General features: G+C 50.8%; 18 protein-coding genes. 8 read left to right on the top strand and 10 right to left on the bottom strand.

Annotation, left to right across the window (positions count from 1 at the left end):
• Positions 1–225 precede the first annotated feature (225 nt).
• The gene (locus AC1XDK_RS23510) at positions 226–459 is read right to left on the bottom strand and encodes a hypothetical protein (RefSeq protein WP_483352455.1); all 234 of its coding nucleotides are present in this window, start codon (positions 457–459) and stop codon (positions 226–228) included.
• A 924-nt stretch (positions 460–1,383) separates the two neighbouring features.
• Here AC1XDK_RS23510 and AC1XDK_RS23515 point away from each other — a divergent pair.
• Entirely contained in the window at positions 1,384–1,581 is a 198-nt protein-coding gene (locus tag AC1XDK_RS23515; RefSeq protein ID WP_483352456.1) for a hypothetical protein, read from the top strand.
• Positions 1,582–1,617: 36 nt separating this feature from the next.
• Positions 1,618–2,385 carry a TrkA C-terminal domain-containing protein gene (locus tag AC1XDK_RS23520; protein ID WP_483352457.1) on the top strand — a complete coding sequence of 256 codons (768 nt, stop codon included), beginning with the start codon at positions 1,618–1,620 and terminating at the stop codon, positions 2,383–2,385.
• Positions 2,386–2,879: 494 nt separating this feature from the next.
• Here AC1XDK_RS23520 and AC1XDK_RS23525 read toward each other — a convergent pair whose 3' ends face one another.
• The 4 genes from AC1XDK_RS23525 to AC1XDK_RS23540 form a co-directional block, all read right to left on the bottom strand.
• Positions 2,880–3,110 carry a ribbon-helix-helix domain-containing protein gene (locus AC1XDK_RS23525; RefSeq protein WP_483352458.1) on the bottom strand — a complete coding sequence of 77 codons (231 nt, stop codon included), beginning with the start codon at positions 3,108–3,110 and terminating at the stop codon, positions 2,880–2,882.
• A 248-nt stretch (positions 3,111–3,358) separates the two neighbouring features.
• Complete coding sequence (locus tag AC1XDK_RS23530; protein WP_483352459.1) at positions 3,359–3,490, bottom strand: hypothetical protein; 132 nt, start codon at positions 3,488–3,490, stop codon at positions 3,359–3,361.
• 135 nt (positions 3,491–3,625) lie between these two features.
• Positions 3,626–3,952 (bottom strand): hypothetical protein, encoded by a 327-nt coding sequence (locus AC1XDK_RS23535; protein ID WP_483352460.1) that lies wholly within the window; start codon positions 3,950–3,952, stop codon positions 3,626–3,628.
• 1,801 nt (positions 3,953–5,753) lie between these two features.
• Entirely contained in the window at positions 5,754–6,122 is a 369-nt protein-coding gene (locus AC1XDK_RS23540) for a hypothetical protein (RefSeq protein WP_483352461.1), read from the bottom strand.
• 582 nt (positions 6,123–6,704) lie between these two features.
• Here AC1XDK_RS23540 and AC1XDK_RS23545 point away from each other — a divergent pair.
• Positions 6,705–6,944 carry a hypothetical protein gene (locus AC1XDK_RS23545; protein ID WP_483352462.1) on the top strand — a complete coding sequence of 80 codons (240 nt, stop codon included), beginning with the start codon at positions 6,705–6,707 and terminating at the stop codon, positions 6,942–6,944.
• A gap of 16 nt (positions 6,945–6,960) precedes the next feature.
• A complete protein-coding gene (locus tag AC1XDK_RS23550) occupies positions 6,961–7,257 on the top strand; it encodes a hypothetical protein (protein ID WP_483352463.1) in 297 nt (98 codons plus the stop codon).
• Here the strand turns inward: AC1XDK_RS23550 and AC1XDK_RS23555 are convergent.
• Positions 7,251–7,604, bottom strand: coding sequence for a hypothetical protein (locus tag AC1XDK_RS23555; protein ID WP_483352464.1), 354 nt, complete (start codon positions 7,602–7,604; stop codon positions 7,251–7,253). The two genes, AC1XDK_RS23550 and AC1XDK_RS23555, sit on opposite strands and share 7 nt — an antisense overlap.
• Positions 7,605–7,899: 295 nt before the next feature.
• Between AC1XDK_RS23555 and AC1XDK_RS23560 the strand changes: the two genes are divergently transcribed.
• The 4 genes from AC1XDK_RS23560 (at position 7,900) to AC1XDK_RS23575 (ending at position 9,948) form a co-directional block, all read left to right on the top strand.
• Positions 7,900–8,133 (top strand): DUF7385 family protein, encoded by a 234-nt coding sequence (locus AC1XDK_RS23560; RefSeq protein ID WP_483352465.1) that lies wholly within the window; start codon positions 7,900–7,902, stop codon positions 8,131–8,133.
• A gap of 150 nt (positions 8,134–8,283) precedes the next feature.
• The gene (locus AC1XDK_RS23565) at positions 8,284–8,586 is read left to right on the top strand and encodes a CopG family transcriptional regulator (RefSeq protein ID WP_483352466.1); all 303 of its coding nucleotides are present in this window, start codon (positions 8,284–8,286) and stop codon (positions 8,584–8,586) included.
• Complete coding sequence (locus AC1XDK_RS23570) at positions 8,587–9,108, top strand: PIN domain-containing protein (RefSeq protein WP_483352467.1); 522 nt, start codon at positions 8,587–8,589, stop codon at positions 9,106–9,108.
• Positions 9,109–9,528: 420 nt separating this feature from the next.
• Positions 9,529–9,948, top strand: a complete 420-nt coding sequence (locus tag AC1XDK_RS23575; RefSeq protein WP_483352468.1) for an ester cyclase — start codon at positions 9,529–9,531, stop codon at positions 9,946–9,948.
• 23 nt (positions 9,949–9,971) lie between these two features.
• On the opposite strand, the gene AC1XDK_RS23580 is transcribed toward AC1XDK_RS23575, so the two are convergent.
• The 4 genes from AC1XDK_RS23580 to AC1XDK_RS23595 all read right to left on the bottom strand — a co-directional run bounded on the left by AC1XDK_RS23580 (position 9,972) and on the right by AC1XDK_RS23595 (position 13,173).
• Positions 9,972–10,988: a DMT family transporter gene (locus tag AC1XDK_RS23580; RefSeq protein WP_483352469.1), complete on the bottom strand. Its 1,017-nt coding sequence runs from the start codon at positions 10,986–10,988 to the stop codon at positions 9,972–9,974.
• Positions 10,989–11,102: 114 nt separating this feature from the next.
• Entirely contained in the window at positions 11,103–11,486 is a 384-nt protein-coding gene (locus AC1XDK_RS23585) for a geranylgeranylglyceryl/heptaprenylglyceryl phosphate synthase (RefSeq protein ID WP_483352470.1), read from the bottom strand.
• 235 nt (positions 11,487–11,721) lie between these two features.
• Positions 11,722–12,753: a DUF7972 family membrane protein gene (locus tag AC1XDK_RS23590; RefSeq protein ID WP_483352471.1), complete on the bottom strand. Its 1,032-nt coding sequence runs from the start codon at positions 12,751–12,753 to the stop codon at positions 11,722–11,724.
• Between the two features lie 132 nt (positions 12,754–12,885).
• Entirely contained in the window at positions 12,886–13,173 is a 288-nt protein-coding gene (locus tag AC1XDK_RS23595) for a HalOD1 output domain-containing protein (protein WP_483352472.1), read from the bottom strand.
• Positions 13,174–13,512: the final 339 nt, after the last annotated feature.

A 13,512-nucleotide genomic window follows, 5' to 3' on the forward strand; every position in this document is an offset into this window, starting at 1 on the left:
TAGTCTGCTGAATATATCCTCTGTATTTAGCACGCGCTTCGTATCATCTGTTGAGAATTTCAACAGAGCCATGAATTCGGATATGATGGACGCTCTTCGGAGACGATTGCGGTCGGTGGTATCCCCTGAGAATTCGATCTTATCATCGGTGGACCCGAGAAGGATTGTGATGATAGTGAGAGCGAATTGCTCTATGCGCGTTCCAACGAAAAATACGAATGTACTTTACTTCCCACCGGAGCGACTATCGTCCTCAATCGGGAGTTCGTCCTCGCTCACGAAGACCAGGGAGAGTGGATGGAGTTTGCGGTCTTCGAATGCAGCAAGTGTCTCATCGTCAAGTCCTTTAATGAGGGCATCGACACTCAGCGCTATTGTATTGGATTCTTCGTGTGTTTCAATTCCCACGTCTGTTAGTTCCAACTCGTGACCATCTTGCAACTCAATTGAGACCTTCATCCAAACTCGAGTTGATATACTATTGATAAAACATTTCGGGCTGTTGGAACAGGGGTTATATGAACGAGGTCCGATAATACGGTGTGGTCGCCCCATCCCCGTATGTCGGCTATGCTGGGGGAAGATACAGATACCTCGACTAGCGATCCTCATCAGTGAGTTACTGCCCAGACGTTGCTCTCAAAGAGCGAAAATACACCTGTTCAATACCGTCTTGCTCTCATGACAGTCCTATCAGTGTCGATCCTCGTTCCATTCGTCCGTACCCCCTATTACTTTGGAAGAATTTGGAGGTGAAAATAGGAATTTAACGGCTTTAAAATTGCATAGAATCGATTAGGGCTGGTTTCCGGCCATAGAATCCAGCCTTAGAATCCTACGGCTGAATGGAAATCATAAATGCAGCCTTCCACGGCTTCACACGACTGAGAACTGGACTTAACCGAGTCATTTCCATTCCTGTTACTCATCCAACCTTAAAACCGCTTATTCATATTACCATTCCAACCTTATATTTATGGGTCGATATTGGCTCATACGGTGTTATAGCGGAATAGAGCCACCTCTATTCAGCCTTAGGACAGAACTATTGAAATTCTACTAATATTCCCGGGTATACTTGTTCCTTTGAAAACATCCCCGTCGATCCGGTCGTCGAAGTATGACCTCTCTTGCGTCCCAAAGTAGTTGGTACAGGAAGCCGTTGAGAAATGAAATGAGTACTGGCCTCACTCAATGTCCTGACTGCGGATGGACCGGTAATACAAGTAATTGCGTGATCGATGACCTCGAACGACAGTGTCCTGTCTGCCACTACGTCTTTCGACGTAATTCGTAGATCGGGGAATCAATTCACACTTTCTCTGGAAGCCACCAGATAACCACCCGCCGACTCAAGTTCCCACGTTCCACCTCACCGCGTTCATGCAGCTCCTCGAGTCGCTGATGCACTGGCCGCCGTTTCATTCCAACTGTATCTGCGACCCACCGAGCGGTCACTGCTGGAAACTCGGACTCACGAATTACTCGAAGGATATCGTCATCACTCGTTTGCTGCGCAAATCGTCCCTGTTCGTCGCACTGGACTCGCTTTCCAACGAAGACCCATTCGGTGGGCCATGAGTACAAAGCCATGTGCGAGTGTATCACGACTCGAATATGGCAGCCATTTATCCCATCCTCTCGCTCTTGCTCACGTTCGCACTCGCCTTACTCATCATCCGCATCGGTGCAATTGCCCTCAGAATGACTGGCGTGTCACCCGACATTGCATCCTTCCAAGCCGCCTCTGCATTTTCGGGTGCGGGATTCACGACCGAAGAATCAGAAGTGATCACCGAGGCACCTGGTCGACGTCATATCGCCAAGCAACTGATTCGGCTCGGAAGCCTCGGTCTCGTGAGTGCCATCGCCTCACTCGTTCTCTCGTTCACGAATGCAGACAGTGGGAACCTCACTGGACTTGTCTACATCGTCGGTGGGGCAGTCCTTCTAATCCTACTCGCCCGGAGTCACTGGCTCAACCACCTTGCTACACCTCTCATCGAACGAACACTCAGTCGGACGACTGATCTCGAACTTCGAGATTATACACAAGTACTCGGACTGCAAGAGGACTATCGGGTTGCTGAAATCGATACAGAAACAGATGAATGGTTGACTAGCGGCGCCTTAGCCGAGTTGGATCTCCCCGCCGAGGGGGTCCGTGTGCTCGCGATCGATCGCGTTGATGGCTCATACATCGGGGCACCAGGACCGGATACCGAAATTCACCCCGGCGATACGGTTGTTCTATACGGGCAAGAACACCGCTTGCAAGAACTGGCGGAGCGTGATGCCAGCAACACCCAGGCACATGAAGCGGGAATCGAAGATCACGAACGACAACTCGGAGTACAGGAACAACAAACTGAGAGTGAAACCTAATTACGGTCTGTCCAAGACACAATACTCACCAACAAATCATCCAGCGAGAACCCTTCTCGGACTCCAGACCACACTCACTCTGGAAAGTGGATATCCGCAGGCACACGGGTCAGCCCGTGCGTCGAAAAATCCCGATCAAAGGCAAAAATATGTTCAATCTCATATCCACGAGCAAGCACCGCGCTCGTGTGATCAACGAACGAAATCTGCTGGTCGTCATAGCGCTCGAACTAATCACACGCTGCAGCAAACACACCTTCCCCAACGGGAAGAATATTGAAACCCTCCGAACGCCGAATCGTCTGAAGTACATCAACCGCTGTCTTGTGGTTGAACCGAGCGGAATTTGCTCAACCGTACGTACCAGCATACGGGGGACGTCGCGGCTGAGTATTTCGCAGACCAGGCAGTTGAAACAATTGAAGAGAAAAACTCGATCGTCTCATTAAACTCGAAATGGAAGGCAGTCTTAGCTCTTCTTTCCGAGAGGAGGATTAGAGCGGATCGTTGTATTGGTCGGCCGGATCCTGTTGCTCATCGACAGCTTGCGTAAACAGATCTTCATCCAACTCCTCTTCGGATTCATCGCCGGTTTCCTGGGCCAATAACCCCAGCGAGAGAAGCTCTTCGATCGCTTGTTCTCGATTCAGAAAATCACCTTGTTCGACAAGGCGATCAATATCACTCTCGATACGGTCAGGCAAGGATACCTCAAGCGTGACCATAGACACACTCTGTTCTAGAGACACATTAACTCTCGGGCTCGTTTCTCGATACGTAGTAGTGCTATTCCTCAGTTCTTGCTGTTTTCCATTCTTTCCTAGGGACAACCCCTAAAATCCATGAAGATGAACCATCCACAGTCTGTGACGCTGCCGAGAATGCACTGAACCGCGCACAGACAGAACAATTCACCTTCGATGTCGATGCTCCCGGACTAGTAAAAGTCGCCAACGAGGGCCACGAGACGCCCTCAGACCACCAGTACGTTGTCTCCATCGATGACATGACCGACGAACTGATGGCCTGCACCTGTCCGCATCACGTCCATTGCAACGCCTACTGCCGCCTTCTTACCACGTTTTCTGGAATGAATCTCAGTCATTATCGCTCTCCATCTCCAATGCGTTGCGGCACGCCGGACAATAGTTCCCGTGGTATTTACCACTCGGAACAAACGATCCAAAACACTCGTCACTCAGCTCAATACAGACGCTCTCGGCGCCGTCCGATTGAACGCTCATTCGTCCTCCAGCTCAAAACTGAGAGGTTTCCTTAGGTGGTCGCGTGCTTGGAACACGTCGTTGCTTAGTGGGTCGGCCTCAATGCCTTCGGTCTCTCGAATGAGGTAGTCGAGTTCGTCAGCAGCCGTTGCAGCGAGCTTTCTGTTTACGAAAACCATGCTGCTGCCGTGTTCTTGCTTTCGCAGTTGACCCGGTAATGTAATTGCTGGGTCGAATTTTTTCACGTTCATCGTCTCGTGGCACGCCAACCATATCGCCGAGGATTTTTTCATTAGGCTATACTCCGACTCGTCAACGGTTAGTAGTATGGTAACTACTAGCATAGTAATCGCCGTTATCGGTGGTTATCTTCCGAAACCTGTTAGAAGACCATGGATGAAAACCATCCGCAGCCCGTGACGCTGACGAGACGGCACAGACCGAACAATTTGCCTTCAACGTCGATGCCCCCGGTCTCGTCGACATCACCAACGAACTGATGACCTGCACGTGTCCGCATCACCTCCACCGCAACGGCTCGTCCGTACCGAAGAGTCCTGGGAGGGCGAGCCGGTCCAGACCCAGACCGAAACGTTGCAGGAAGCTCTCGACGAGTCCCTACGCAACTGGCTAGAAAACCTGAAACGCGAGGCTGAGAACGCATCGGACCTGGCGTAGAGGGAGATACCGTTCGTTTCTGAGAACCACCGCGTATCTTTGATAGTCTCAATGCACGGTCACGGGATGCTCATTCTTCGTCCTCAGTCGTATTTGGACACACGATTTCGCGGAGCCCCTCAAGCAGGTCGGTGTTATGTTTTTCAACGATGTCGATATCTGTCGCAACCAGAGCTGCTATATCGCTCTCCGGAGGTAAATCCATTCCTTGAGTGATGAGTAACTACTCAATTCCACCAACCAATTTAGAATAACACTGAAAGAGCAAGTACACCAAGAAATACGATCCCAAGCGCTCCAAAGAGCTGCATTAGCCGCCGATACAAAGTCGGTCGCTCCATAGAATCTCCAGTCGTTTCCCCAATATCCCACACGAGACACCCGTGACACCCGAGACAGACTGCTGTGAACGCTCCAACAGTCGCAATAGCACCACCACTCTGCCAATCGATCCCGCTCGTCCAAATCTCAAAAAGCGACCAAATGGCCCACGCTCCAATAAGTAAGCCAGGCGGGGTTCGAGGTGATCGGTATTCGAAGTTCGTCGTTGACGACAAAGAGACGCTCTATAAGAATAATAGTGCCTACTAATATCGGGAAATAATTAGTCCTGGGTTCATCCAGCCTGTTACAACGGGAATCACTATTAGGAGACGAAATTGCAGACGCCTCTACCCACAAAACGATACAATCACTTATTCTTCGCCGATTTCTTCACAGACGATTTCCCGGAGTTTTTTGAGTTTGTCGGGCCGATACTCGGCGAGTACAGCGATATCCTTCGGAAGGTCCTCGGTGATTCGCTTATGTCGTTTCTACGTAACAGAGACGGTTGTAGGGAATATATCCAACAAGATCTTTCTCCTCGTTACGAAGTTGTAAACCATTGTCTCCTTCTCTTATATCATGACACTCGATCTCCTTGTTATCTGTCGTTATGGCTACTAACTTTCCCATGGATTAAGAAGTGACTTCAAAACTAATGAAGGTTTCCAGCATGCAGTACTTGCCTACACGATGGCTCAATTTCAGTTTCAATAGTTGAGACAACTGTCAATATCGCTGAGTTCCATTAGTCCTTTCTCCATTGTCAAGTACCACATAACAATACTCAACGCACCCATTAGAAAAACTGCGAGCGTCGCACTACAATAGTCCGGTTGCCATGGATTACGACGCTCGAGCATCGTCAACGGAAAAACGTCGCTCTGATGCCAACCGTCCGTTGCGTGGTTCTGCTGGCACGACCACGCACCATTTCACAAGAGCGGGTTGCTTGTTGGTAGAAGCACCATCGACACCGTGTCGATGGCGGCCACTCTGTGGCCCCGGTGGTTCGATTCCACCCCCGTTCGTCGAATACTGTGTATTTGAGCTTTATTTGCTCTTTTCATGCGAGAGTTCGCTTATTCGGATTCCTGGCGATCGTGGCGTTTCAGCGCAGTTTGTGATTCTACACCCCGTTAATCAACGTTTGAATATTGTGACATAAAGTGGCAACCGACCAAGGAAAATGAGACTGAAGTACGCCACTCCTGCAATCCGAACGAACACCGGGAATAGGTTGAGCAACGCTTGTACGCCGAGAATAATTGCCAATATCATTAGGAATCGGAGAAGCGGACGCTGAAATCGATACGTTACAAATTCGCTGTTAAATAGTACCAGTGTTACGCAAGCTAAGAGACCACCAATACCCACACCAGCGATGAGTGTCGCAATACTCGCCGAGAACACCATTTTCGAAGTCAGCAAAATAGACCCATACAAACCCAGAGCGAGCAGTAGAAATCCCAGTTCAAATCCGAGTTCGCGCCTCGTCAATTCCTGAGACATACAACTACTATTCTCCCTGATTTCAAAAGCGCAATGATTTAGATAGAATTTGAATAGCAGCGTAATTAGAGACTGGTCGAACGCACTTCTAGGTGAGCAGCCCGGTCAAAAGATCCAGCTAGTGACGGACGTATCGTACAAAGGAGACGATAAACCCGAATACACCCAGTAACAGGAATGGGCCACCAACCGTAGATGATTCAGCACCCATCTCTGGAGAGAGAATGTAATAGGCGCCTAGAAGAGTAAATGTGGCTGCAAGCACCAAGTTCCACTGTTGGTTTGGAAATATTGTCGTTTCTTCGGATGTCGAATCTGGCGTTGACATACTCTCCTGCTGTTTTGAATATCGAACGTTATTTCCATAAGATACAGCGACTGATGATCCTACTCGACCGAACTATTGACCGTGTTGTTTTTGATGCAACTCTTCGTCTTCTGAAAAGCTGTCGTGAGAGCGCATAACCTGTACGCTTCCTCTCAATCACTGGTTCGTTGTAGCGTCCCTGTTCGCGGTGTAAACTTCGTTAGTCTCTGTTAGGCAGCATCGTTATACCCCCGAGAGATCTATATCCATCGTTTATGATTAATGAGATACGACGAGTGAATCGAGCGACGCGCGTTCAATATGGCCTCATGCTCATCTTCGGGACGCTGTGTATCATCACCGCATTCGCACCGCTCGAAGAATCGATCCGCATCACGACTGTAGGTACCCTCTTTGGGTTTACCGCTGGCATCTGGGTCTCGCACCTCGTCCAAGTCCTCCAGCACGCAACAGAGATGAAAAACGCCGATGTTAGCGGGGTAACTGACCAATGATCATTGGAGAGAACCCATGAGCCAACCCGGACCCGCCGCCAATACAGAGACAGAACCGACGTTCATTGACAGTATCCAGTTCATCACAGGAAAGGACGCCAATCTTGGTTCGTTCCTCCTTGTCGTCGGGATGGTGACTTGCGTGTTCATCGCGCTGTTCCAGTTCACCCTCCCGGCCCCGATTTCGAATCTGCTTACGGTAGGGGTGGTCTTAATCACCGTTTTCAGCGCCATCTTCGCCTCGATTCTCGACAGCCTCGGGTACTTCCAGCGGAACATTACGGTTACGACCAGCGAGGACGATGGTCAATAGACGGGTGCCAAGCCGCAGGTCCCTTCGGAAGGCGTCTGCATCCCTTTCGCCGTCGTCAACTCCGATATCGATGCTCGGGGGCTGGTAGAAGTCACCCACGAGAGCCACGACAAGTCCGCAGCCACCAGTACACTGTCTCCATCGACGACGTGACTCACGAACTGATGGCCTGTACGTGTCCGCATCACCTCCACCGCAACGCCGTCTGCAAACACATGGCCGCAGTCGAAAACGCAACTGACGACGGAACGCTCGAGACGTTCCCGTCGGAGGACGACAACGATTCCGAACCAGACAACTGCGATTGTGATGGTCTCAGTGACTTCCCGTGCTGGCCATGCGTGCAAACGGGGCGAAAAGAACTATCAGTATATGTAGACGCTGATTTCTTCTTCATTAACTGGACGGTAAGCCCACTAACTACCGGAGAACGGTTTTATTGAAACTCTCAATCGTTGATAGGCTTCAGCGGGCGTGCGAGATACAGGGCGCGTATGTTCCATGCCCCTTCGCGTCTACTTCCCTCCCCATTCTCTCGTAGTGGAGTGACGCACGGCGAACCGACCGAGTGGGGATTCGGTCCCTGGCTGGACGATCTGAACCTGCAAAGCGTTTATGAGGGAGAACTTCGTTTCGACGGGCATGGACGAGGTAGACCTCAAGTCCCTGGTGTCGTCGCTAACGCCCCAGGAGGAGAACCAGTCGATCAAGTCGTACCAGAACACGGTTTCAGTGACGTGTCCGGCATGCGACGAACCATTCGAAGACCTCGTCGTCTGCAAGCAGAACCCGACGAGCCTCAACCTCTCATTGCAACTCGACCTCTGCGTCGGCGTCGAAGACGATCGCGCATTGATCTTCACACACAGACATTAGTCGAAGGGGCGACTACCACGTCACTCCGAAGCAGACGGCGATGGCGCCGAATATACGCTCTGTATCTGCACGCTTTTCTTTTCAATTATAGAGGATTTCAACGAAGCCCGGATAACCTTTTTGCCTTTGTAGGTACAACGTACCCACACTATGAGCACTCGGAAAGTCAACTTTCGTCTTCCAGAAGAGCTCGTGACTCATGCCGATATCGCTGCTGAAGTCACGCACAAAAACCGGACCGAACTCCTAATCGAAGCACTCAGAGAGTATCTCAATGAAATCGAATCGGAAGAGAGCTTTCAGGAAGCAGTCGTTGAACTCTACCTCGCAGACGAACTTGAATTCGAAACCCTCATCGATATGATCGGTCGACAGGATGCAGAAGCAGTCCGTACCTCAAAGCAACTTCTCGATGAGGGAGACGACCTCGCCGACAAACTTGCAGATTTGTAAATGCTGGTTATCGATACAAGTGCGTTCATTTCTCTCGCGATCGGTAACGTCCTCGATGACGTGCTTGCCGGATACGACGTCGTAACTACGACACTCGTCACCGAGGAACTTGAATCGACTGCAGAATATGATGATGTCCACGGTCACGGGGCAACAGCCGTCCTCGAACGTTCCGACCGCTTCGAGGTTCTGGATGCCTCTTCCCCAGAACTTTCTTCGAGTCGAATCGATGCTGGTGAGGCGAGCTGTGTCGCGGCTGTTGAAGGGATCGATGCAGCGTTTCTCATCACAGACGATTTTCGAGCACTTCCTGAACTCACTACTCTTGTCTCGGCCGATGTTGCTCTTTCACCAATTCTTCTCCGCGCACTCGTCAAACGTGGTGTCTTTACTGATTCGGACGCTCGATCTGCACTCGATACTATTCCCCGTGATCGGGACTGGCTTGGCGCTCCAATCTATCGATATGCACAACATCTCTTTGAAGAGTCGGGAACGAACTCACCCAAGGACGACTACTGATCACGGGGCGAAAAAGAACTGGGAAGAAAGAACGGTTCCCCCGGATTCGTCGAAGTCACCAACGAGTGCCACGAGAACCCCGCAGACCACCAGTAGACTGTCTTCATCGATGACGTCACGAACGAACTGATGGCCTGCACCTGCCCGCACTACGTTTCGCGAAGCGCATTCTGCAAGCACATGACTACGGTCGGAACCGCGGCGGACGACGGCAATGCTGAACCAGACGACTGTGACTGCAATAGGCTCAGAGATTTCCCGTGCTGGCCATGCGTGAGAACAGGACGGACAGAACTGCCGAACGAACCACCGCGTCAGCCCTTTTTATCCAGTAGAGAATTCCTATGCAGGCGAGAGACATCTTATCTATAGCGCTACCGTACCCCTCCTCGGGCAAAAACATTGACCGATCAGAATCAAATGGAAGCAGAAAACAAGGAGGTTGTGCGTAGCCTCATGGAGGACGTTTTCAACGAGAAAAACATGGAGGACGCTGACAAATATCTGGCTGAGGACTACACTGAATATGCAACCGGAAATGGAGAATCATTCCAAAGCCGCGAAGAGTTTAAAGCGGGGAACGCAGACTTCTTCGCTGCATTTCCCGACCTCACCGTCACGGAAGATGGATGCATTGCTGAAGGGCATACCGTCGTGTACCGGCATACCTTGACCGGGACGCATGAGGGAGAAATTATGGGAGTCGAACCGACAGGCAACGAGATTACCCTGGAGAATGCTGGCGTCTTTCGTATTGAAAACGGGAAAATCGTCGACCTCTATTTGTATGCGGACAATGTCAGTCTGATGCGCCAATTAGGCATCATTCCCGAGGTTTGATCAGCAACGAAATCGATTGTACTTCACCCCCGGGGAGCGGATTCACAAATGTGTTCTTCATCTTGGTCGGGTGAATCAGGTACCCCACGTACTCTTCGGATTTCATCTCGAAGATTTTTCCGTTCGATCAGAGCAAAGCCAATAACGATGACTGCAAAGCCGAAGACAGTCCGAACGGGAACTACCTCATTAAGAACGATAGCGCCTACTCCCGTTGCGACAAGTGGAACTGTATAACTAATGAGGTTCGCTCGAACTGGTCCAGCGCGATCGATGAGGCCGTAATAGGCAGGAAAAGCAACCGCCGTTGCAGGCACCCCAACCCAAAAGATTGCGACGAGGGTCCCGAACGTTAGCGTGACGTCTCCCGGTGATTCGCCAATCAATAGACTGAGACCATGAACTACTCCAGCAGCCAGCACCAGTGCCCACGCTGTCATACCTATTCCCGAAATCGAGCGGTCTGTCCTGCTCAGAAGCACACTTCCGAATGCTACTGCGACTGCAGCACCGCCAACCAAAGTGACCCCAAGAAGAGTCGCGTTTCCCGCTGTGGATATCGAATTCAGCCCAACAATGATCGTCACTCCGCCTAATCCAAGCAGAATACCAATCATTCCGAGGAAGTCGAATTTTTCCTCGGGTAACAGTACTATTGCAAACAGTGGCGCTAAAACAGGAACAAGGCTAAATATGACTGCAGCAGTTCCAGTGGTGAGATATTGCTGTCCCGTGAAGAGGAGCGCGGCGTTAAATCCTGAGAGAAACAATCCAGCGATGACGACTGCCATCAGATCACCGCGGGTACGTGGTCGCCAATAGCCACCACGCCGATACACGTATGCGAGAAGGATTGCCGCCCCGATGTCGTAGCGCAATCCGGCAAACAGTATCGGTGGGAGAGCGACCAGACCTGCCTTGATACCGACGAATGCAGTGCCGAAGGTCAAGGAGGTGATGATAAATAGCAGTAGGGTGTGGCGACCTGATCCCACATCGGTTTCACGCTCGCTTGGGTTCTGGCTCCTCACCCCACTCATATTCTTCATATGTGATGTGCTCGCTTAACGATGCTGAGGCGGAACACTGGTTGGAAAACAATTCGACAAGTCGAAATGGGGCTTGTCCACTTTCGATTCAAGTCACTGTGATAACTACGACGTTACCAGTGAGAAATACGGATCAAGCGACCACGGCATTTTACGCGCCGAGCGATACGATTGCAGTAAGATACTTTGAAACGTCCCATCCGTTATGTAATAGAGGTCCTCTGCAATTTCATCGACCAAGTAGCCTTTCTTCGGAATGGATGGCCCTTCCGCTGTTGTTGGGATCGACTCGGGTTTACTGGCTGGATTCTTAGACTGCGATCGCTCATTAATTGGTTGAATACGTGCTTCTCTGACGTTCGTGGTACCACCGATAATGAGTGCGTCTGTTCCCGTGTCGGCAATAGCAGGATAGGTATCCCCGTCGTGGAGTGGTTTGTCTGGGTCGATTTTGGTCACGTGTTCCCAGTTCGCCCACGAAGTCACCATAGCTCACCGTAGTGCAATCATAGACAAACCGTTTTCTTTCGGTGAATCCCAATTCGTGGAGCAGTTGCCCCACCGGGGGTTGCTATCAACGGATAAATTAGGAACATATGGGCCGTGTCTGCCTCAAGTAAACAGCCGAAGTCCGCGATGGGGATCACACTCACGGAGTGTACCACCATAAGATCGGAATGTATCGTATAAAGATCCATTTCAGTGGATTCGTTAAAATGAGTGTTTAATTCTCGAGGTCGATATCATCGCCACGGTCCGATTCATGCAGAATAAACGGCCCGATCGCACTCGTCCGCTTCGCAATCGTCGCGATTCGCAGGACGATGGAAGTCAGTACAAAAAAGGGGACGATAGAGATAGCTGAGGACGCACTAACGATCCAGATAATATTTGCGACGCCAAAAGTCACGCCAGGAAACGAGGTCGGTGCCAGATAGAGTAGTGTCGCAATCGCGACGGCCAATGCAGGAAATGCGGTAATCAGAATCGATCGGATGAGGCGGACGAGTTCCCACTGAAAGTAGAGTGCTTTGAAATGCTCGCGAGTCGGGCCGAAAAACATGAGCACGTCGATTAATTCATCGAACGCACTTCGTTCCTCATCGTCGAGGCTGTCTTCATACTCCGATCGGAGCCATAGGGCACCGTACAGCTTCCACGAATGGTTATAGTTCATGGCTGTGCGTAATAAGTTGAATTCACCGAACTCGGCGTCGTCTAGCTGCTCTTCGACCTCATTGGCGTTTTCGATGAGAGCCGCAACGAATTGATCGACTTGGTCGCGTAATTCGTTATCACTGTTCTCTGCAAGAACATCTTCGAGCGCCTCGGCACGATCTCTGCTTGTCAGAATGAGTTGGCGGAGAAACGTCGCGGGATCGGGAAGCCCGATGCTTCCGATCAAACTAGTGATATCTTGACGAAACTCTACGGTAGCTTCCATCCGTTCACGTTGACTTTTTAGCGACCCGAGTTCCTGTGAGAGGACTAGTTGACCGATCGTGACAACGAGCGTCACACCAGTGATAAGCGACGCAATGAATGCCTGGAATGCAATACCGACTTGATTTGTGTTGCTCATGACCGAGCGAAACGATGAGGGGCCGACTGTCCCAGCGACGACGAGGATAACGAACAAACCGAGCGTGAGCATGCCAGTAATTACCCACCGATCCCCATCGAGGAGAAACCAAAATCGAATTCGGGACTCATCCATCCGCCCGACCATTGATTCGTCCTCGTCTGCGTCGCCCATGACGGCACATATGTCATCTACAGTGAAAAAGACGCCTGCTGAAACACAATCTTCCTCTTGGAGAGTCAGGTTTCGTGCTTCCCCCAACGCCAGCGAGCCACCCGGTCAATGCAAACAGAATCGGAGTACTGCTTACTCCTCGAACTCATCGAGCGGTTCGATAGAAACGCTTCGGTCACTCGAGACTGTCACCCAGTAGGAATCATAGCGAAAGCTCACGGATCCACGACGTGGTGTTCCTGTGCACGTGGAGGCAAACAAGGCGTTGAGCGCATCGGGATTGATGTACTCGAACAGCGGTTCGCTTTCTTGGATCGCTCGGCCGTCATGCTCGGCAATGGCTTCAGCGACCACAACACTGAGTGGCGTTTCTGAGTCGTCGCTTCGTGATCCGCCATCAGGAATGCGTCGAGGCGTCATTATGCGAACTCTCTCATGAATCTCGAATCGAACAAGAGGTAAGTGGATGTAAAGAAATTCTGTCTGCATATTCATCCCCAACTCTCAATACAAGCACTGGTGGTCTCAAATGGACCGAGTGACTCAACCGAAATTGAAAGAGACAACCACTACTGTACAAGAGAAACAACGCTTCTCGTCACTGGTTCTTGGGATAATGCTCGCCGAGGTTGAGATTGGTGTGTTGGGAAAATTGACGGGCAGAATAGTCGAACTCCGTAGAGAGGCGGATCAGAGCATCTGGGTTGGGAACTGGCAGACGAGAACCCACTCGGCGGGCGTAATCCGACCAAACAAAAT

Source organism: Haladaptatus sp. HS23, from assembly GCF_056892285.1.

What these genes read in the sequence shown, in the direction of transcription:
- AC1XDK_RS23515 (WP_483352456.1), top strand. Translation starts at nt 1,384, where the DNA reads ATGCAGCTCCTCGAGTCGCTGATGCACTGGCCGCCGTTTCATTCCAAC.
- AC1XDK_RS23575 (WP_483352468.1), top strand. Translation starts at nt 9,529, where the DNA reads ATGGAAGCAGAAAACAAGGAGGTTGTGCGTAGCCTCATGGAGGACGTT.
- AC1XDK_RS23525 (WP_483352458.1), bottom strand. Translation starts at nt 3,110, where the DNA reads ATGGTCACGCTTGAGGTATCCTTGCCTGACCGTATCGAGAGTGATATT.
- AC1XDK_RS23585 (WP_483352470.1), bottom strand. Translation starts at nt 11,486, where the DNA reads ATGGTGACTTCGTGGGCGAACTGGGAACACGTGACCAAAATCGACCCA.
- AC1XDK_RS23590 (WP_483352471.1), bottom strand. Translation starts at nt 12,753, where the DNA reads ATGGGCGACGCAGACGAGGACGAATCAATGGTCGGGCGGATGGATGAG.
- AC1XDK_RS23565 (WP_483352466.1), top strand. Translation starts at nt 8,284, where the DNA reads ATGAGCACTCGGAAAGTCAACTTTCGTCTTCCAGAAGAGCTCGTGACT.
- AC1XDK_RS23595 (WP_483352472.1), bottom strand. Translation starts at nt 13,173, where the DNA reads ATGACGCCTCGACGCATTCCTGATGGCGGATCACGAAGCGACGACTCA.
- AC1XDK_RS23550 (WP_483352463.1), top strand. Translation starts at nt 6,961, where the DNA reads ATGAGCCAACCCGGACCCGCCGCCAATACAGAGACAGAACCGACGTTC.
- AC1XDK_RS23510 (WP_483352455.1), bottom strand. Translation starts at nt 459, where the DNA reads ATGAAGGTCTCAATTGAGTTGCAAGATGGTCACGAGTTGGAACTAACA.
- AC1XDK_RS23580 (WP_483352469.1), bottom strand. Translation starts at nt 10,988, where the DNA reads ATGAGTGGGGTGAGGAGCCAGAACCCAAGCGAGCGTGAAACCGATGTG.
- AC1XDK_RS23570 (WP_483352467.1), top strand. Translation starts at nt 8,587, where the DNA reads ATGCTGGTTATCGATACAAGTGCGTTCATTTCTCTCGCGATCGGTAAC.
- AC1XDK_RS23530 (WP_483352459.1), bottom strand. Translation starts at nt 3,490, where the DNA reads ATGACTGAGATTCATTCCAGAAAACGTGGTAAGAAGGCGGCAGTAGGC.
- AC1XDK_RS23520 (WP_483352457.1), top strand. Translation starts at nt 1,618, where the DNA reads ATGGCAGCCATTTATCCCATCCTCTCGCTCTTGCTCACGTTCGCACTC.
- AC1XDK_RS23535 (WP_483352460.1), bottom strand. Translation starts at nt 3,952, where the DNA reads ATGCTAGTAGTTACCATACTACTAACCGTTGACGAGTCGGAGTATAGC.
- AC1XDK_RS23560 (WP_483352465.1), top strand. Translation starts at nt 7,900, where the DNA reads ATGGACGAGGTAGACCTCAAGTCCCTGGTGTCGTCGCTAACGCCCCAG.
- AC1XDK_RS23545 (WP_483352462.1), top strand. Translation starts at nt 6,705, where the DNA reads ATGATTAATGAGATACGACGAGTGAATCGAGCGACGCGCGTTCAATAT.
- AC1XDK_RS23540 (WP_483352461.1), bottom strand. Translation starts at nt 6,122, where the DNA reads ATGTCTCAGGAATTGACGAGGCGCGAACTCGGATTTGAACTGGGATTT.